Origin of the sequence: uncultured Alcanivorax sp., from assembly GCF_947258575.1 — a bacterium.
In the GTDB taxonomy this organism is placed as follows: domain Bacteria; phylum Pseudomonadota; class Gammaproteobacteria; order Pseudomonadales; family Alcanivoracaceae; genus Alcanivorax.
In genome coordinates this window covers 138783-156217 of sequence record NZ_CAMYIV010000004.1, presented here as the reverse complement: position 1 = coordinate 156217, position 17435 = coordinate 138783, and the positions used below count along the sequence as shown (strand labels likewise).

The window sequence follows — 17435 nt, the reverse complement described above, 5'->3', positions numbered from 1 at the left end:
TGACGGGGGCTCAGGACTACTGGTCTGCACCAAGATAACGATTCAGCACCAGCCGCCAGTCCTGAGAAGGCACGATATCAAGCATGGCCTGATCAATAGGTTCACGCAGCTGGCTGCCATTCGCCACCGCGAACGCATAGCTTTCCTCGCGTACCAGCTTGGGCAACACCAGCACCTGGGAGGTTTCCCGTTCGCGCAACATGTAGCGCATTACCGGGGCATCTGCCACGAGCGCGTCCACCTCACCAAGCACCACCGCACGCATGGCCTTTTCCAGGTTCGGGTATGGGCGGTAGTTGAGCCCTTCGCCCACCAGCCATTGCTCGCCACTGGTGTTTTCCACGACCGCAGTGTCCACCCGGGGCAGATCACCAGCCCCGGCCACCCGGGTCTGCAACTGGTTGACGGTGACGCTGGAGGCGATGGCGGCGGTGAAACCGGAAATGGTGATGATGCTGACGAACATCCACACCAGCCCGATAACGCGCCCGGCGGCACTGACCGGTGCCTTGTCACCATAGCCCACGGTGGTCATGGTCACTGCCGACCACCAGAAGCCGCTGCCGATACCCTGGCCCACGGAACCACCGAACTGTTCCGGGTTTTTCTTGCGTTCAAACAGCCACACCAGCAGCCCTACCAGCAGCAACACCAACCCCAGGGCGAGCACCGCGGAGAAGAACTTCCAGGAAAACAGACCTTGCAGGGTGGTCATCCAGCCGCTGGCTTCGGTGCGGGTGGCAATACCCAGGCCGCCCCGATACATGGGCTGGGTGAAGTCCAGCCGCCGCTCCCGGTCGGCGGTGACACTGATCGCGCCAATGGCCACATCCGCCTGGCCCAGCTCTACCGCTGCCAGCATGTCGGACACCGTCTTGTAGGGGCGGAAGCGGTATTCATAGCCGGCCTGCTCGGCGATCTGTTCCCACAGCTCAACGCTGACACCATCCCAGCGATCACCATTCTGAAAACTGAATGGGGGCGAGGCCTTTACCGCCACAGTGAGTGGTGCGGCACTAGCAGACGCCACCCACACGCACAGGCAAGCCATCAGCAAAACACGTATTCTTGTTCTCACAGAGATCCCTCCACTTCATACACGATGCCATGCCTGACCGACTGAAATATCCTATTGTTGTGCTGCTGGCCGGCACGCTGTCTTTACCGCAGGGTAGCGGGGCCCATGGCTTTCTGCCAGACGAGATCCCCATGGCGGCGGGCACGGCACTGCGAAACCCGGTGGATTTACCCATCCTGGCGGCGAGTTTTTACAATTCCTGGGCGCCAGCCCGCCTCGAGATCCCGCATCAACACAGTGTCCGGTTAAGCCTGACAAACCTCAGTGATGATTGGCACCTGTTTGCTCTGGGAGATGACACTGCCCTGCGCGATCAGGATCTGATCCACAAGCTGATGCCCGATCTGCGCAAGGATTACCCCAACACGCGCCTGAGCGAGCCGGGTACTACGGTAACCTTGCCGTGGCGATTTGACCGGGCAGGAACCTTCAGCGTCCGTTGTGTAAGGGCGGCACATCAGGTTCGGAGCGAGGCGCTGACTATCGAGGTTGCACCGTGATAACCCAGTTGCGAGAGACGAGGAGCGAGGAGCGAAAACCTGACTTCGCAACTTGCAGATTTTGACTTTCGAAACTCGCTTCTCGTGACTCGCCACCGCTGGGTGATCGCGCCGCGAGCGGCGCTCCTACAGGGGTGAACCCTGACTGATTGCGTAGGGTGCACTGAGCCTAGGGCGAACTGCACCGTTAGGGCGTTTGATGGTGCAGTTCGCCCTAGGCTCAGTGCACCCTACCTTTTGAAAAACCGTGGGCATTTGCGCCACAAAAAAAAGCCCCGGCAGTACCGGGGCAAGGGGAAGCCGGTGATGACCGGCATTTCATCAGCGTTCGTTGTGTGTGGCTGTTGCGTGTTCTTCCTTGACCCGGAACCAGGCGGCATAGAGCGCCGGCAAGAACAGCAGGGTCAGTGCTGTTGCCACGATCAACCCACCCATGATGGCCACCGCCATGGGGCCAAAGAAGACGCTGCGCGACAGCGGAATCATGGCCAGTACAGCGGTCAGCGCGGTGAGCACGATGGGCCGGAAGCGGCGCACGGTGGATTCAATGATGGCATCCCAGGTGCTGAGCCCCTGGTCCATGTCCTGGCCAATCTGGTCTACCAGAATCACCGCGTTACGCATGATCATGCCGGCCAGCGCAATGGTGCCGAGCATGGCCACGAAACCGAACGGCTTCTGGAAGATCAGCAGGAAGAAGGTCACACCGATCAACCCCAACGGCGCAGTGATAAACACCATCAGCGACAACGGCATGCTGCGCAGTTGCAGCATCAGCAAAGTGATCACCACAAGGATGAATAACGGCATACCGGCATTCACTGATTTCTGCCCGCGAGCGGATTCCTCCACGGTGCCGCCCACTTCCAGCAGGTAGCCCGGTGGCAGATCGGCACGTACCCCTTCCAGTTGCGGCATGATCTGGCTGACCAGGGTGGCCGGCAGGGCATCGTCCTTCACGTCGGCGAGAATGGTCACCGTCGGGAGACGGTCGCGATGCCAGATAATGCCTTCCTCGAAACCGTACTCCAGGGTGGCAATCTGGTTCAGCGGTACGCTGCGGCCGCTGTCGGTCTGTACCGCCAGGTTGCCGAGCAGTCCCAGGGCATGGCGTTCGTGGCTGTCGCCGCGCACTTCCACATTGATCAGCTCGTTATCTTCCCGGTACTGACTCACTGCCACACCCGACAGGGAAGCCTGCAGGGCAGTGGACAGCTCCGCAGTGGTGATGCCCAGGGTTCGTGCACGATTCTGGTCCACGTTCAGGCGCACCACCTTGCTGGGTTCTTCCCAATCCAGATGCACGTTCTGGGTGTGAGGATTATCGCGGACATGTTCTGCCACCCGCCGGGCCAGTTCACGAACCTGGGGAATGTGCTCCCCGGAGACCCGGAACTGCAATGGATAGCCCACCGGAGGCCCGTTTTCCAGCCGCGCCACACGGGTACGGACCATGGGGAAATCCCGGTTAAGGATCTCTTCCAACCAATCCATTACCTGTTCCCGCTCCTCGATATTGCGCGTCAGAATAACGAACTGGGCCACCGAAGCCGCCGGCAGTTTCTGGTCCAGGGACAGGTAATAACGGGGGGAACCACTGCCCATGTAACCCACGTAGTTTTCTATCAACTCGTTCTCAGCAAGCATGGCTTCCAGACGCAAGGCTTGCTCCTGGGTGGCGGTGAGCGAGGCACCCTCCTCCAGCTTCATGTCGACCATCAGTTCCAGCCGACTGGACGACGGGAAGAATTGCTGGGGCACCAGGCTGAACAACAGTAGGGAAAACACGAAGATCCCCACGGTCAGACCGATAACGGTTTTGCGGTAGCGCACGCACCACTCCACCACGTTACGAAAGCGCTGGTAGAAGGGTTTCTGATAAGGGTCGTGCACGTCGCCACTGGCATCGCGTTTTGCCAGGTTCGGCAGCAGCTTCTCACCCAGATAGGGCACAAATACCACCGCCGTAATCCAGGAAGCCAGCAGCGCAATGGTCACCACCTGAAAAATCGAGCGGGTGTATTCCCCGGTGCTGGATTGTGCGGTGGCAATAGGCAGAAAGCCGGCAGCGGTAATCAGAGTGCCGGTGAGCATGGGAAAGGCGGTACTTTTCCAGGCAAAACCAGCGGCCTTGATACGGCTGAAGCCCTGCTCCATTTTAATCGCCATCATTTCCACGGCGATGATGGCGTCATCCACCATCAGGCCCAGCGCCAACACCAACGCGCCCAGAGAAATCTTGTGCAGGCCGATGTCGAAATACTTCATCGACACGAACGTCATGGCCAACACCAGCGGGATGGACAGGGCCACTACCATGCCGGTACGCCACCCTAGCGAGAAAAAACTCACCAGCAGCACGATCACCAACGCTTCTATCAGTACCTGAACAAATTCACCGACGCCGGCTTCCACCGCCGCCGGCTGGTCGGAGACCTTGCGAAGCTCCATACCCAGCGGCAACGATAGCTGTAGTTCCCGGAAAGCCTGGTCCAGATTTTCGCCGAGGGCGAGTATGTCGCCGCCTTCTTTCATGGACACGGCAATACCAATGGCATTCTCGCCCATGAATCGCATGCGCGGCTGGGGCGGATCGCTGAAACCACGATAAACGGAGGCAATATCACCCAGTTTGATGGTGCGGTTGTCCACCTGGATGGGGAAGTGACGAATGTCTTCCACGCTGGTGAATTCTCCAGACACCCGCAGGCGCACCCGACTGCTTGGGGTTTCAAAGAAACCCGCGTCGGCCACCGCATTCTGCGACTGCAACGCCTGCTGCACGGTGACCAGGGGAATGCCCAGGGACGCCAGCTTGGTGTTGGAAATTTCCACCCAGATCTTTTCGTCCTGCAGGCCGACCAGCTCCACCTTGCCCACATCGTCCACCCGCTGCAGGGCCAGCTGCAGGCGGTCGGCGTAGTCTTTCATGATGGCGTAGTCGAAACCCGGGCCGGTGAGGGCGTAAATATTGCCGAAGGTGGTGCCGAATTCGTCGTTAAAGAAAGGCCCGCGCGCATCCTGGGGCAGGGTATGGCGAATATCGCCCACCTTTTTGCGCACTTGGTACCACAGGTCCTTGATCTCCTTGGAGCGCATTTCGTCACGCGCCATAAACATGACCAGCGACTCACCCGGACGGGAATAGGACGTGATGCGCTCGAAGTCGCCGGTTTCCATCAACTTCTTTTCGATGCGCTCAGTGATCTGCCGGGAGACCTCTTCAGCGCTGGCTCCGGGCCACTGAGTATTGATGGTCATCAGCTTGAAGGTGAACGGTGGATCTTCACTCTGCCCCAGGCTGCCATAGGAGATCGCTCCCATGACACCGAGAAGAAGCATGGCGTAGAGCACCAGAGCGCGGTTCTTCAGCGCCCATTCCGAGAGATTGAATGACATGGTGGCGCTCCCTTATTGGCTCTCGGTCTCGGCGTCGACATCCGTTTCCGGGCCAGCCGTATCAGCACTCGCCAACTCGATCTGTCGGTTCTGGCGATCCACGGGGATGACCGTTTGCCCTTCACGCAACAGATGGGTGCCTGCTGCTACCACCCAGGCATCCGCCGGCAGGCCGGACAGTACCGGCACGGTTTCCGAGCTATAAGGGCCGGTTTCCACCGGGGTTTTCACCAGCGAGGCGTCATCGGGATTGACCACCCACACATAGCGCTGGTCCCCTTCCGCAGTGACGGCCGGCAGGGGGAGGGTGAGCACGCCATTACCGGCAACACCACTTGCCACCACCCGTGCCGACTGGCCCAGGTCTGCGCCCACATCATCGTTGTCGAAGGCCACCCGGGCTTCAAAGGTCCGCGAACGCGGGTCCGCCGACGGGGACAGCTCCCGCAGGGTGCCGGGGAACACCTTGCCCTTGCGTGACCACAGCTCGATAGCCACCGGCATGCCGATCACGAAACGACCTACGTCCTGCTCCGGCAGGTCGATACGCACTTCCCGGTCTCCATCGACCGCCAGCACAAACACTGGCTGCCCGGCAGCGACCACCTGGCCGGCTTCCGCCCGGCGCTGGGCGATCACCCCATCCTGGGGCGCTTGCAGGGTGGCGTAGTCGGTCTGGTTGCGGGCTACATTCAGGTTGGCGCGGGCCTGGCGCAACTGAGCCTGGGCCGCATCGAAACGACTCTCTACCGCGTCGTACTGGGAGCGGCTGATGACCTGGCGCTCCAGCAGTGCCTGATGACGATCCAGCTCGGTGCGGGCCAGCTTGTGGTCCGCCTGGGCGGAGGCAAAACGGGCACGGGCCGCATCCAGCTGCAGGTTCACATCATCGGTATCGAGGGTGGCCAGCACATCGCCCTTGCTGACGCGATCGCCCACATCCACCTTGCGCTGGCTGATCTTGCCGGCAATACGAAAGCCCAGCTCCGGCTCGTAGCGGGCGCGGACTTCGCCAGGGAAAACATCCTGACTGGCCCCGGCGGTCAGCGGCTGGACCACCAGCGCCGGACGCGGCGCTTCGGTTTTCCCTGACTCTGCATCGGAGCAACCCTGCAGGCCGAGAGCCCCCACGGCTCCGACAATCAGCCCCGATATCAACAATGAACGAAACATGGCAGCTACCCTCTAGCCTTGCTAACCCGTGTATACCTCGAAAGCCACCGACGGCGACCTTTCCAGTATGCTATACTGTCCGGTATAGTAATTTTATTAAACTGAACCGTCCAGTATTGAAATATGACCGAGATGACAGACACCTCCGCCCCTGCCGCCCGTGGCCGCCCCAAGGATCCGGCCAAGCGTGCCGCCATTCTGGATTCCGCCAAGAAACTCTTTGTTTCCCAGGGATTTGCCGGCACCAGCATGGATGCAGTGGCCAAGGAGGCCCGGGTCTCCAAGCTGACGGTTTATAGCCACTTCAGCGACAAGGAAACGTTATTTTCCGCCGCTATCGAGGCGAAATGCCAGAATATGCTGCCGGTGCCGATCTTTGCATTGGACGAAAGCCAGCCCCTGCGCACCACCCTCACCAAGATCGGCCTGGCCTTTCTCGAGTTGATCCACAGCCCGGATGCCGTGGAGCTTCAACGGCTGATGAACAGCCAGGCCACCCAGGACCCGGAAATGTCTCGGTTGTTTTTCGAGGCGGGCCCGCAACGCACCCTCACCGCCATGGAAAATCTGATCCGCAGCGCCAACGCCTCCGGTCAGCTTGACGTCAGTGATCCCAAGCAGGCATCGGAAAACTTCTTTGCCCTGTTGCAGGGCTGCCAGCACATGCGGGTGATGATCGGCTATCAGCAGCCGATGACTGCCAGCGAAGCCCAGCCCCATGCGGAACAGGTGGTGGAAGTGTTTTTGCGGGCATACGGGAAAGGCAATTAATAATTAACAGTGAATAGTTAATAGTTCGCGCAATAGCACTTGTCGATACTGGAAACAAAGAGGCCGCGTTCCTCAATGACGGAGCGCGGCCTCTTTTTTTTAAAACCCAAAAGGTACTCGATCACTAAACCGGTGAAAGAAAATTTTCCGTTGACTGATAAAGATGGAAGTATTTTTCCTGGAGCAAGAAGAAAAACGGGATCCGCAAGCGGATCCCGGGCCAGGATGATCAGAAGGATTTTCTTACACCAATTGAGAAGTGATCGTAATCCAGGTCAAGTTTATCGTTGTCGATCTCGAGTTCGTGGGTCGCATCAACGTACCCCAACACCAGCTCGGGCGCATCCGGGGCGAAGGAGATGGCCACATCCAACCCCAGCAATTCCGGGTCAATGTCCAGGGAGTCTCCACCGATCTTGGTATCCGTCTCACCCATGTTGTACCAAAGTGATGCGGTCACCATTTCAAAGTTGGCACGGGCGCCGACTTCCAGGCCATACCCCTCTCCAGCAATACCAATGAACGTTGGACGGCTGAACCCGACTGCACCATAAAGGTCGACCATATCCGCCACCGGGATATGCGCACCAACACCAATAAACGTCATGTCGTTAAACACGGCATTATCAGTATCACCCAATGCAAAACCCAGGTCATCCTCATAGTCCAGCGACAAATGACGGCCCATGACCATGACATAGTCACCGATTTCGAACCCGCCTTGCAGACCGAAACCCTGTTCAAGATCAAACGACTCGGACAGACCACCCTCGCTAACTTCCGAGTCACCGGATACCACATAGTCGAACTGCACGTAGTTGAAAGAAGGCGCTTCAGCCATGGCAGTCTGGCTGATGGCACCGGCAAGCGCGGCAATCGCAAACACTGGAATTTTCTTATTCATGACTTTCTCCCTGATTAATAAAAGTGAACCAAGGCCATCCTGAGCCCGTTCATGGACTCCCTTGGTCCGCGTTAAGTAGTAACCCAATTGTAAAAAAACCGCAATATTCACAAGATTGCCTTTGGCGGCGAATTGATGGGTGGGTTTCGCGTTATCAAAAAGGCTCCACGGACCTGCGGAAAACAGGACCTCCAGGGGATCGATGGAGTGCTTTGAATATCTCCCGGCCTCGGCGCCTTGCCCCCAGCTGCCACCAGATAACACCCAGCCAAACAAGCGCGTCACCATCGTTAGCGTTTCCGGCAAGGGCCTGCTGGGTCAGGCGTAGAGCCCGCCCCAGCAAACCGCGACGGTGGGCGGGAAAGCGTCGACTGGCGCGCAACAACCGTGCAATGCGACTACTGCTCATGGCCGTCATCCTGGTCGTTTTTTGCTTTTGCCGTGGCCTTGCCGGGGACGGCAAAGGCATACCAGTCAAGGTTGCGGGTAACGACCATAACCAGGGTCAGGGCAGCAAACAGCAACAGGGCGCCGAGTAGCAGGGCATAGTCTTCTGCCATCAGGATGCCGTAGATCAGGCCCTGTACCAGTAGCAAACTGACGGCAAAGATCCAGCCGGCTTTCGGTGATCGCAGTACGGCCATCAGGTAGACGCCGATCAGGGCACAGCAGGATAGAGCCGCCACCAGGTAGGCCAGGGCAAAATCAATATGCTCGCTTAACGCCACCAGCAACAGATAGAACATGGCCAGCGCCAGACCCACCAACAAGTACTGCATGGCGTGCAACGGGTAACGACGCAATATCTCGAACAGGAAAAAGGCAGCAAACGTCAGCCCGACAATCAGGTAGCTGTATTTCAGGGCCCGCTCGCTCGACAGCAAACCGGTTACCGGCTGCACCAGTCTTACCCGCAGGGCCTGACTGGCATCACCACAGGCACCATCACCCCGGGCACAGAGAATGGCACTGGCCGCTGCCAGGCTGTTGGTGCGCCACTGGCTGGTGAAACCATCCGCATTGATCTCTCTTTCCACCGGCAATACCAGCCCTTCGAAGCTGGGGTGAGGCCAGTCAGCGCGCAAGCCGATGCGGGTTTCTTTCGCCAGCGGCAAGGCAGCGAGGGATTCGGTACCGTTCAGGTTCAGGCGCACCTTGACGGTAAAGGCACCGGCCAGATCATCGGGCAATTGCACTGCCACCGCGTTGGCGCCCAGACCGGACGGCAACTGCTCGGTTTCCACCAACGGCAGGGGCACATCGTTAACCAGAATTTGCGGACGCTCCACCAGACCGCGCAGGTCGCTGATTTGTAGCACCAACAACGAGGGCCGCGACGCCAGGACTTGCTCCGCCTGTTTGATTTGCTGCCAATTGGCCGGAAACACCGCTTCCAGATGTAACAGGCTGCGATAGACCGGCGTGCCGTAGATGCCCCGGTAACGCATCTGCGTCTGTAGCTGGCCATCCACATTCAGCACATCAGGAATCTGACTTTCCAGTACGGTGCGTTTTTCCACCACGGTACAGCTGTCGCCGCGACGACAGTCCGCCTTCTCCACCAGTTGTTTGCGGACCCGCTGGGTAACAATCACCGGGCCACTGATCTGCTGCTCGCCACTGACCTGACGGGCGATCTGTTGTTTTACCTGCCAGGCTTCCTGGCTACGGTCGATAACCTTGTCCTGGATCATCAACAGGGGAATCACCAGCACCATGAGCAGGCCGGCAATGGTGAGCATCTTCAATAACAGGTTGGGTCGCATGGTTCCTCTCCCTCATTTGGAGAGGCCAGTTTGCGTAGTCAGCTTGGGGGTTTTGTGGGGATTGTGTGGGGGCAGGAGAGCGGCAAGCTACAAGGAAAATCAAACCCCAAACCTGACTGACCCTAGGAGCGTTTTCAGTTCTGGGGGATTGTCAGGGTGGCGCGCACGCCGTTGTTGGTGTTGGTCAGTATCAGGCTGCCGCCGTGCAGGCTGGCGATTTCGGCCACCATGGTCAGGCCGAGGCCGGAGCTCTTGTCGTGGCCTGGGGCAGGCAAGGAATAGAAGCGTTCGGTGACGCGGTCCAGGGCGTAGTCGGGGATGGCCGGGCCGATGTTTTCCACGGTCAGGCTATCTCCTTCCACTTGTACTGTAAGGGTGGTTTCTGCGTTGGCAAAGCGCAGGGCGTTATCCAGCAGGTTGAACAGGGCCAGCTTGAGAGTTTCCGCTTCTGCCTGGAGTACACCGTCATTCACGCTGACCTCCAGATGTTTTTCTGCCAGCAAGGAATAGCGGCTGCTCTGCCAGTCTTCGACCAGCGCCGAAATAGTCACGCGACTCTTGCGGGCGGGCAGGCTTTCCAGCTTTTCCAGTTTTGCCATGGCCAACAGCCGATCCAGCAGATCGCTGAGTCGCTGGCTTTCGTGGATCACGTTGTCGGTGAAACGCGTCAGTGATGGGTCGCTGATTTCATCGTGGAGAATTTCCCCAGCGCCACGAATGGCCGCCAGCGGGCTTTTCATTTCATGGGTCAGCAGGCTCACGTTATCTTCCAGCCGCGCCCGCTCTTCCAGGCGACGACGCATGGCGGTAACCGCATCCGCCAGATCACGGATTTCATCGTTACCGCGAAACACCGGTGGTGCCGGGCGTTCGTTGTTGGCCACCGCCTCCGCATAACGGCGCAAGCGATTGACCCGACGGCTTAGCCACCAGGCAAGCAGCACACCCAACACCAGACAACCGAACAGGGCCAAACCGCCATACAGCATCAGATGACGCTCTGCCTGTTGCACAAAAGGCTCGATGGCCCGGCCCGGTTTGCCCAGGCTGATCACCCCGACCAGGCTGCCGCCATCACGGATCGGCGCGGCCACATACATCACCGAGGTGGATGGGTCCTCAGGGTCCGTACGGGTGGTGCGCGCTCCGTAGCGCCCCTGCAGGGTCAGGTGCACATCGTTCCAGCGGGAAAAGTCCTCGCCTTCATCTTTTCCTCTGGAGTCGAACAGCACCACACCGGTGGGGCCGGTGATGTAGATATGGGTATGAATGCGATCTTTTTTCAGACCCCAGATATCCGCATCCGGGGTACGGCCGGCGTAACGATTGAGCGCCTGGCGCAGGGACGGGGTAATCACGATCTGGCCGTTAGCGGCATCCTCGGCAACGATTTCCGCCAGCAGGTTGGCCGCGTCCACCAGGGTTTCTTCGGCGGACTGGCGCACCAGCGGCTTGGCCTGGCCGAACACCAGGTCCAGCACGAACCAGCCCACCAGCCCGAGAATCAGGAAGTAGAACACCAGTAAGCGCTGCCCGAGTTTCATCTGCGTTTAACTCTCCAGGTAGTAGCCGATGCCGCGCCGGGTGGCGATAAGACTCTCACCGTCCAGTGGCCGTAATTTTGCGCGCAGGGTTTTGATATGGGTGTCCACACTGCGCTCGAAGCTGTCTTCATCGCTGTCGCAGATATCCAGTAACTGCGCGCGGGTGAATACTTGCCCGGGATGTTTCAGCAGGGCAGACAGAATCCGAAATTCCGAACGGGTCAGCGTCAGTGAGGTGCCACGAAACAGAATACGCGCACCGGCCTCGTCCAGCTGCCACAGACTGGTGTTGCTGTCATCCGCGCGAGGGGAAAGCCGTTTCAGGATGGCGCGAATGCGCGCCACCACTTCACGGGGGCTGAAGGGCTTGGTCACGTAATCGTCGCCGCCCAGTTCCAGTCCGAGGATACGATCCACTTCATCCTGGCGGGCGGTGAGAAACAATACCGGTACCTGGCTGGTTTGTCGTAGCTGCTTGAGCACCTCGAAACCACTCAAGTCTGGCAGGCCCACGTCCAACACCACCAGATCGAAGGCCTGAGCGGCCAGACAATCCAGCGCCTGCTGGCCAAGCGGCACATGGTCCACCGCGAAATGCTCGCGCTCCAGCGCAAACATCAATGGCTCCGCGATGCGTGGTTCATCGTCCACAATCAAGATTCGACTCACAGCCACCCCCTCCCAAGACCATCGCATCATAACCACAGAGGACAGTCAGCCCAAGGAAAGGGCACATGGATCATCACAATGACTTAATCAGGAGGCCTGTCGGACGGCCAGTTTCAATGCTTCCAGCAGATCCTTGCCGGCACTGTGCAACTCCCTTATATCCTTCAGGAAAAAGGTCTTCTTCGCTTCCGTCTGCACCACCAACACCCCGTAGAGCCGACCGTCCTGTTCCAGGGGAATACCCAGATAACTCTGAAAGCGCTCCTCATCGGAGCCGGGTACATAGTGATATTCAGCGTGGGCCTTGATGTCACGGGCCACCACCGCCCCTCGACTGCGGGCCACCTTGCCAGTAAGCCCCTGCTGGAAAGAGAGCATGGCGCCCCGCGCTTTCTGGTTGAGGCCACTGGTGGCAACTATCACCAGAATTTCCCGGATCTCATCCGCCTGGTAGAGACTACATACCGGCACATCCAGACGGTTCTTTACCGCATCCACGCGGGCCTGCATAAAATCCGGAGGTAACGACACAAGCGCCCCTTGTATGGCATTGGGAGTTCTCCGTTATCCATTCAATTTGTGTGCCGGTTTCGGTTGCAGGGCGCAGTTCGTTTACACTGTAAGCCCAAACCCCGGCACCGGAGCTACAGCTTGGCGAAGAAGCCCAAAACCGACGAGGAAATTGCCGCTTTCCGCGACAAGGTCTGTGATGTGGCCACCCGGCTGTTTATCGAGCGGGGGCCGCAGAATGTGACCATGCGTCAGATCGCCAGCACCCTCGGGGTCAGCCCGATGACCCCCTACCGCTACTTCCAGGACAAGGACGAGATCCTTGCCACCGTGCGCGCAGAAGCCTTTCATCGCTTTTCCGCCAACCTGGAACAGGCGGTGCAGCAGGCCCCGGATGCCCGCGCCAAGGCCCGGGCGGTGGGCGATGCCTATGTGGCCTTTGCCAAGACCTATCCGGCGGCCTATCAGCTGATTTTCTCTTTCACCCAACCCGACGAAGAGCGTTACCCGGAGCTGCGTCAGGCCAATCTCCGTGCCCAGGAAACCATGGTAGCCTATGTGCGCGAAATGATTGACGCCGGCCTGCTGGAAGGGGACGCCCAGCTGATCGGCTATATGTTCTGGGCCACCCTGCACGGCATCGTGGTACTGGAACTGGCCAGCGGCCTGCGCGGCATGGATGGCGATACCCTGCGCGAGAAGATCATGCGCACCCTGTATGCGGGTATGCGCGTTAACCCTCCCACCCTGGACCACTGACCGGTTCGCTCACCGGCACGGACAGGCGGGACTTGACCTTTATTATATACAATGTAAATTTTACAGGGTAAACCAACTATTGGAGGACCCATCATGTCCCTGCCCGCTTCCATTGCTGACCGCCTGCGCCTGCCCGTGATGGGCTCACCCCTTTTCATTATTTCCAACCCGGATCTGGTGCTAGCCCAGTGCAAGGCCGGCATCATCGGCTCCTTTCCTTCCCTGAATGCCCGCCCTTTATCGCAACTGGACGAGTGGCTGCATCGCATTACCGAGGAACTGGCCGCCTGGGACCGGGACCACCCGGAGCAACCCGCCGCCCCCTTTGCGGTCAACCAGATCGTGCACCGCTCCAACGACCGCCTGGAGAAAGATCTGGAGCTGTGTGAGAAGTACAAGGTACCGATGGTGATCACCTCACTGGGCGCCCGTGTCGAAGTGAACCAGGCAGTGCACGGCTGGGGCGGCCTGGTGATGCATGACGTGATCAATGACCACTTCGGCCGCAAGGCCGTCGAGAAAGGGGCTGACGGCCTCATCGCGGTTGCCGCCGGCGCCGGTGGCCATGCCGGCACCCAGTCCCCCTTTGCCCTGATTCAGGAACTGCGCACCTGGTTTGATGGCCCGCTGGCCCTGTCCGGCTCCATCGCCAATGGCCGCAGCGTGCTGGCCGCCCAGGCCATGGGCGCCGATCTGGCCTATATCGGTTCCATGTTCATTGCCACCGAAGAAGCCAATGCGGCCCAGGGCTACAAGCAGATGATCGTGGACAGCCGTGCGGACGATATCGTCTACAGCAACCTGTTCACCGGGGTGCATGGCAACTACCTGGCCCCCTCCATCATCAACGCGGGCATGGACCCCAACGACCTGCCGGAAAGTGACCCCTCTGCGATGAACTTCGGCTCTGGCGGCGATTCCGACAAGAAAGCCTGGAAAGATATCTGGGGCTGCGGCCAAGGCATTGGTGCAGTGGACGCCATCCAGAGTGCCGGCGACGCCATCGCCAGGCTGACGGAAGAATATGAACAGGCCCGCCGCGCACTGAATGCAGCCTGAAGGAGATCATCCATGGCGAATATTGATGCCTGGCACGCAGTGGTGAAAACCCGCGATCCGCAATTACTCAGCGATCTGATTGCCGACGAAGCCGTGTTCCACTCTCCGTTGGTGCATACCCCGCAAACCGGCAAGGCACTGACCACCGCCTACCTCACCGCGGCACTGCACGTACTGCTCAACGACAGCTTTCGTTATGTGCGCGAAGTGCATGACGGGGATCATTCCGTTCTTGAATTTGCCGTCGAGCTGGACGGCATCGCCGTCAATGGCGTGGACATGCTCCAGTGGGATAAGGACGGAAAGATCATCGACTTCAAAGTGATGATCCGCCCCTACAAGGCCATTGAAGTGGTACGAACCCGCATGGCAGCCATGCTGGAAAAACTGAAATAACGGCCTCTTTCGCGTTGAAGCAGCCGCCCCCACAAACGCCCAATCGAATCACCGTGGGAGCGGCCGTTTGCTATGCCCTGCGGGTGCGGCCGCGATTATCCGGCTTCGCAGTGGCCGGTCCGCCCATTGACGATTCACCGGAAACCCGGCACGTTCACTTCCTACCGCAAGGAGCGCCGTACCCGTGACTCTCTTCATCGTCTTTCTGTTAGCCAGCCTTGCCGTGGCGTACTACCTGAAAACGGCCGCGCGCAAGCCGCAACTGGTCTACCGGAATACCGGCTTTAACCGGGACATGCTGGCTCGGCTACCGCAGTTGTCACAACGGTTTTTCCCCACGCCCTGGCTGTTCAACACCCACCTGCAATTGATATTGCTGGGATTGAAAAAAGCCTTCTCCCCGCCACTGGCTTATTCCCACACCGACATTCTCACCATGCGCGACGGCGGCACCACCTCGCTGGATTGGGTTGGCCTGGATACCCCCACCGACACCCCCACCTTGCTGGTCCTGCATACCATTACCGGTTCACCGAAAAGCATGCGCGGGCTGGTAAGGGACCTTCATCAACAAACGGGCTGGCGGGTGGCGGTCTGCACCCGGCGCGGCCACGGCGACCTGCCATTGACCGCACCGCGCATCAACACCATGGGCGACACCGATGACTTGCGCGAACAGCTCACTGTCATTCAGCAACGCTATCCGCAGTCCCCCTTGTATGCCGTAGGCATTTCGGCGGGTTCCGGGCTACTGGTCCGCTACCTGGGTGAAGAAGGAGAAAGCGCCCCGTTTCGCGGCGCCATGGCCTATTGCCCCGGCTACAACATCGAGGTGGCCTTCCGCCGTGCCCGGCAACCTTACAACCGCATGATGGCCCGCAAACTGGCGCGCACCTTTGTCACCGCCAATGCCGAGGCATTCAGCAAACTGCAAAGCTATAACGCCTGCGCCAACGCCCTGGATCTGCATGCCTTCCATGCCAACCTCCATGAAATGGCCGGTTACCCCAGCCACGCCGATTTCCTGCAAGCCAGCAATCCCATGGTGGTCATGAAGCGGATCAGCATCCCATTGCTGGTGCTGAACGCGGAAGACGATCCGGTGTGTGTGATCGGCAATGTGCGCGAATATGAATCGTTGGTGCGCGAGTTGCCGCGAACCCTGCTGGTGGTTACCCGCAGGGGCAGTCACTGCGCCTATTTTGAAGGCTGGCGACCGCGAAGCTGGGCCAACCGGTTAATCGCGGATTTTTTGATGAATCTGGAGAAAAACCCGGGCTGACATCGGTGATGTCGAGGAGTCAGGCCGGGGCCTCTTTTGGGCGTACACACCCGCGGCATTTCAAGACGTAGGGTGCACTGAGCCTAAGGCGAACTGCACCATCAAACGCCGGATCGGTGCAGTTCGCCTTAGGCTCAGTGCACCCTACGCAATCGGTAGCGGCGGTCAGGGATTCAGATTTACGGTTAGGTCATCCGGAAGGGTGACCCTGGGGCAAGTCGCCTGACGCCTTACCCGGGAGCCGGTCGCTTCCGCTCACGCAATCTGCGATGAATCTGTTTCCAAACTACAGGGAAAAGTTGATCCGACAGAACCAGCTTTTCAGGTAAGAGGTTTCGGCAATGGCCGGGTGCACCGGATGGTCCGGCCCCTGCCCTTGATAACCGATCACCTGCACACTGCGGTCAATGTGTCGGGCGCTGCTGTGGATCACGTCCAGCAAGCGGTCCGCCGGCATATGCATGGAGCAGGACGCAGAGATCAGGTACCCCCCCGGCTTGATCAGACGCAGGGCCAGTTCGTTGATGGCGTGATAACCGGCCAGGCCGTTCTTGAAATCCTTTTTGCGCTTCACGAACGCCGGCGGATCCAGCACCACCAGATCATACTTTTCGCCATCGGCAATCAGCTGTTTCATGGCGGCAAAGGCATCGCCCTGGATGCTGCCCACCTTGTCCGCGACCCCGTTCAGCTCCGCATTGCGGTGCACATAGTCGGTGGCGGTTTCCGAGGCATCCACGCAGGTGACCGATTCCGCTCCGGCCAGTGCTGCCTGCACCCCCCAACCACCGCAATAGGAAAACACATCCAGCACCCGCGCCCCTTTTGCCAGTGGCACCATGGCCTGGCGGGCACTGCGGTGATCGTAGAACCAGCCTGTTTTCTGCCCTTCCGCCAGCGGCGCCACAAAGCGGGCGCCGTTCTCGGTGAGTGACACCTCGTCGACCAGGTCGCCTTTCAGCGCCTTGGTATAGCGCTCCATACCCTCGATTTCCCGAGCCGCCGCTTCGTTCTTGGCAATGATATGGGTCGGGTTGAGCACCGCATCCAGAGCACTGACGATGGTGTCCAGGTGCGCTTCCATGGCCCCGGAGCCGGTCTGTACCACCAGCACATCAGCAAAACGGTCCACCACCAGGCCGGGAAGGCCGTCGGCTTCGCCGAAGATCAACCGGTAGCTAGGTTCATCGAACAGGGTCTCGCGCAGGGCCAGCGCCTGCTCGATGCGTTTCTTGAAGAAACTGCGCGACAGCTCCTGCTTTACGTCACGGCTGTAAAGACGAGCCGCAATCAGCGAGTGGGGGCTGAGCAGAGCCCGACCCAGCGGCTTGCCACGGCTGTCTTCCACCACGCAGGCAACACCAACGGGCAAGTCCCGCAGCGGCGTTTGACGGGTATCGATCTCGTTGGCGTAGACCCAAAGGTGGCCGGCCTTGAGGCGGCGTTCTTCGTTCTTACGCAGGCGGATAACAGTGGTTTCGCTCATGGTGCTCACAGAGGGCTGGCGGGAAAGGCGGCATGATAGCACAGGGCAAAGGCGCTACTGATCCCCCAAAAGGAACGAGCCGACAGAAGCGAGTATCGAAAATTAAAATCTTCTCGCTTTTTTTAAAACAAAAAAAGGG

At 59.3% G+C, this 17435-nt stretch carries 15 protein-coding genes; 6 read left to right on the top strand and 9 right to left on the bottom strand.

What is annotated here, in order from left to right:
• Nucleotides 1-16: 16 nt before the first annotated feature.
• Nucleotides 17-1078, bottom strand: coding sequence for a transporter substrate-binding domain-containing protein (locus Q0Y02_RS04210; RefSeq protein WP_277672504.1), 1062 nt, complete (start codon nucleotides 1076-1078; stop codon nucleotides 17-19).
• Between the two features lie 29 nt (nucleotides 1079-1107).
• Between Q0Y02_RS04210 and Q0Y02_RS04205 the strand changes: the two genes are divergently transcribed.
• Nucleotides 1108-1578, top strand: a complete 471-nt coding sequence (locus Q0Y02_RS04205; protein WP_277672505.1) for a hypothetical protein — start codon at nucleotides 1108-1110, stop codon at nucleotides 1576-1578.
• Between the two features lie 321 nt (nucleotides 1579-1899).
• On the opposite strand, the gene Q0Y02_RS04200 is transcribed toward Q0Y02_RS04205, so the two are convergent.
• Together Q0Y02_RS04200 and Q0Y02_RS04195 are read right to left on the bottom strand one after the other, a co-directional pair.
• Nucleotides 1900-4977 carry an efflux RND transporter permease subunit gene (locus Q0Y02_RS04200; RefSeq protein WP_297764797.1) on the bottom strand — a complete coding sequence of 1026 codons (3078 nt, stop codon included), beginning with the start codon at nucleotides 4975-4977 and terminating at the stop codon, nucleotides 1900-1902.
• Nucleotides 4978-4989: 12 nt separating this feature from the next.
• Nucleotides 4990-6150: an efflux RND transporter periplasmic adaptor subunit gene (locus tag Q0Y02_RS04195; protein ID WP_272974683.1), complete on the bottom strand. Its 1161-nt coding sequence runs from the start codon at nucleotides 6148-6150 to the stop codon at nucleotides 4990-4992.
• A gap of 123 nt (nucleotides 6151-6273) precedes the next feature.
• Here Q0Y02_RS04195 and Q0Y02_RS04190 point away from each other — a divergent pair, with 123 nt between their 5' ends.
• Complete coding sequence (locus tag Q0Y02_RS04190; protein ID WP_277672507.1) at nucleotides 6274-6921, top strand: TetR/AcrR family transcriptional regulator; 648 nt, start codon at nucleotides 6274-6276, stop codon at nucleotides 6919-6921.
• Nucleotides 6922-7150: 229 nt separating this feature from the next.
• Here the strand turns inward: Q0Y02_RS04190 and Q0Y02_RS04185 are convergent, their stop codons facing one another.
• From Q0Y02_RS04185 to Q0Y02_RS04165, 5 genes are all read right to left on the bottom strand, one after another.
• Nucleotides 7151-8113, bottom strand: a complete 963-nt coding sequence (locus Q0Y02_RS04185) for a hypothetical protein (protein WP_277672508.1) — start codon at nucleotides 8111-8113, stop codon at nucleotides 7151-7153.
• A gap of 110 nt (nucleotides 8114-8223) precedes the next feature.
• Nucleotides 8224-9591: a cell envelope integrity protein CreD gene (gene creD, locus Q0Y02_RS04180; protein ID WP_277672509.1), complete on the bottom strand. Its 1368-nt coding sequence runs from the start codon at nucleotides 9589-9591 to the stop codon at nucleotides 8224-8226.
• 134 nt (nucleotides 9592-9725) lie between these two features.
• On the bottom strand, nucleotides 9726-11135 hold the full coding sequence (creC, locus tag Q0Y02_RS04175; RefSeq protein ID WP_272974786.1) for a two-component system sensor histidine kinase CreC: 1410 nt from the start codon (nucleotides 11133-11135) through the stop codon (nucleotides 9726-9728).
• Between the two features lie 6 nt (nucleotides 11136-11141).
• Nucleotides 11142-11804 carry a two-component system response regulator CreB gene (gene creB / locus Q0Y02_RS04170; protein WP_272974785.1) on the bottom strand — a complete coding sequence of 221 codons (663 nt, stop codon included), beginning with the start codon at nucleotides 11802-11804 and terminating at the stop codon, nucleotides 11142-11144.
• Nucleotides 11805-11891: 87 nt separating this feature from the next.
• On the bottom strand, nucleotides 11892-12335 hold the full coding sequence (locus Q0Y02_RS04165; RefSeq protein WP_297764786.1) for a GAF domain-containing protein: 444 nt from the start codon (nucleotides 12333-12335) through the stop codon (nucleotides 11892-11894).
• 120 nt (nucleotides 12336-12455) lie between these two features.
• Here Q0Y02_RS04165 and Q0Y02_RS04160 point away from each other — a divergent pair, with 120 nt between their 5' ends.
• The 4 genes from Q0Y02_RS04160 to Q0Y02_RS04145 all read left to right on the top strand — a co-directional run bounded on the left by Q0Y02_RS04160 (nucleotide 12456) and on the right by Q0Y02_RS04145 (nucleotide 15810).
• Nucleotides 12456-13073 carry a TetR/AcrR family transcriptional regulator gene (locus tag Q0Y02_RS04160; RefSeq protein WP_277672511.1) on the top strand — a complete coding sequence of 206 codons (618 nt, stop codon included), beginning with the start codon at nucleotides 12456-12458 and terminating at the stop codon, nucleotides 13071-13073.
• 93 nt (nucleotides 13074-13166) lie between these two features.
• Complete coding sequence (locus tag Q0Y02_RS04155; protein ID WP_277672512.1) at nucleotides 13167-14132, top strand: nitronate monooxygenase family protein; 966 nt, start codon at nucleotides 13167-13169, stop codon at nucleotides 14130-14132.
• A 12-nt stretch (nucleotides 14133-14144) separates the two neighbouring features.
• Nucleotides 14145-14528, top strand: a complete 384-nt coding sequence (locus Q0Y02_RS04150; RefSeq protein ID WP_277672513.1) for a nuclear transport factor 2 family protein — start codon at nucleotides 14145-14147, stop codon at nucleotides 14526-14528.
• A 184-nt stretch (nucleotides 14529-14712) separates the two neighbouring features.
• Entirely contained in the window at nucleotides 14713-15810 is a 1098-nt protein-coding gene (locus Q0Y02_RS04145) for an alpha/beta fold hydrolase (protein ID WP_297764778.1), read from the top strand.
• 286 nt (nucleotides 15811-16096) lie between these two features.
• On the opposite strand, the gene Q0Y02_RS04140 is transcribed toward Q0Y02_RS04145, so the two are convergent.
• Nucleotides 16097-17296, bottom strand: coding sequence for a class I SAM-dependent rRNA methyltransferase (locus tag Q0Y02_RS04140; protein WP_272980087.1), 1200 nt, complete (start codon nucleotides 17294-17296; stop codon nucleotides 16097-16099).
• Between the last annotated feature and the right edge of the window lie 139 nt (nucleotides 17297-17435).

Coding starts and splice junctions, on each gene's coding strand:
- Q0Y02_RS04205 (WP_277672505.1), top strand. CDS start 1,108: ATGCCTGACCGACTGAAATATCCTATTGTTGTGCTGCTGGCCGGCACG.
- Q0Y02_RS04200 (WP_297764797.1), bottom strand. CDS start 4,977: ATGTCATTCAATCTCTCGGAATGGGCGCTGAAGAACCGCGCTCTGGTG.
- Q0Y02_RS04195 (WP_272974683.1), bottom strand. CDS start 6,150: ATGTTTCGTTCATTGTTGATATCGGGGCTGATTGTCGGAGCCGTGGGG.
- Q0Y02_RS04190 (WP_277672507.1), top strand. CDS start 6,274: ATGACCGAGATGACAGACACCTCCGCCCCTGCCGCCCGTGGCCGCCCC.
- Q0Y02_RS04185 (WP_277672508.1), bottom strand. CDS start 8,113: ATGGTGACGCGCTTGTTTGGCTGGGTGTTATCTGGTGGCAGCTGGGGG.
- creD (WP_277672509.1), bottom strand. CDS start 9,591: ATGCGACCCAACCTGTTATTGAAGATGCTCACCATTGCCGGCCTGCTC.
- creC (WP_272974786.1), bottom strand. CDS start 11,135: ATGAAACTCGGGCAGCGCTTACTGGTGTTCTACTTCCTGATTCTCGGG.
- Q0Y02_RS04155 (WP_277672512.1), top strand. CDS start 13,167: ATGTCCCTGCCCGCTTCCATTGCTGACCGCCTGCGCCTGCCCGTGATG.
- Q0Y02_RS04150 (WP_277672513.1), top strand. CDS start 14,145: ATGGCGAATATTGATGCCTGGCACGCAGTGGTGAAAACCCGCGATCCG.
- Q0Y02_RS04140 (WP_272980087.1), bottom strand. CDS start 17,296: ATGAGCGAAACCACTGTTATCCGCCTGCGTAAGAACGAAGAACGCCGC.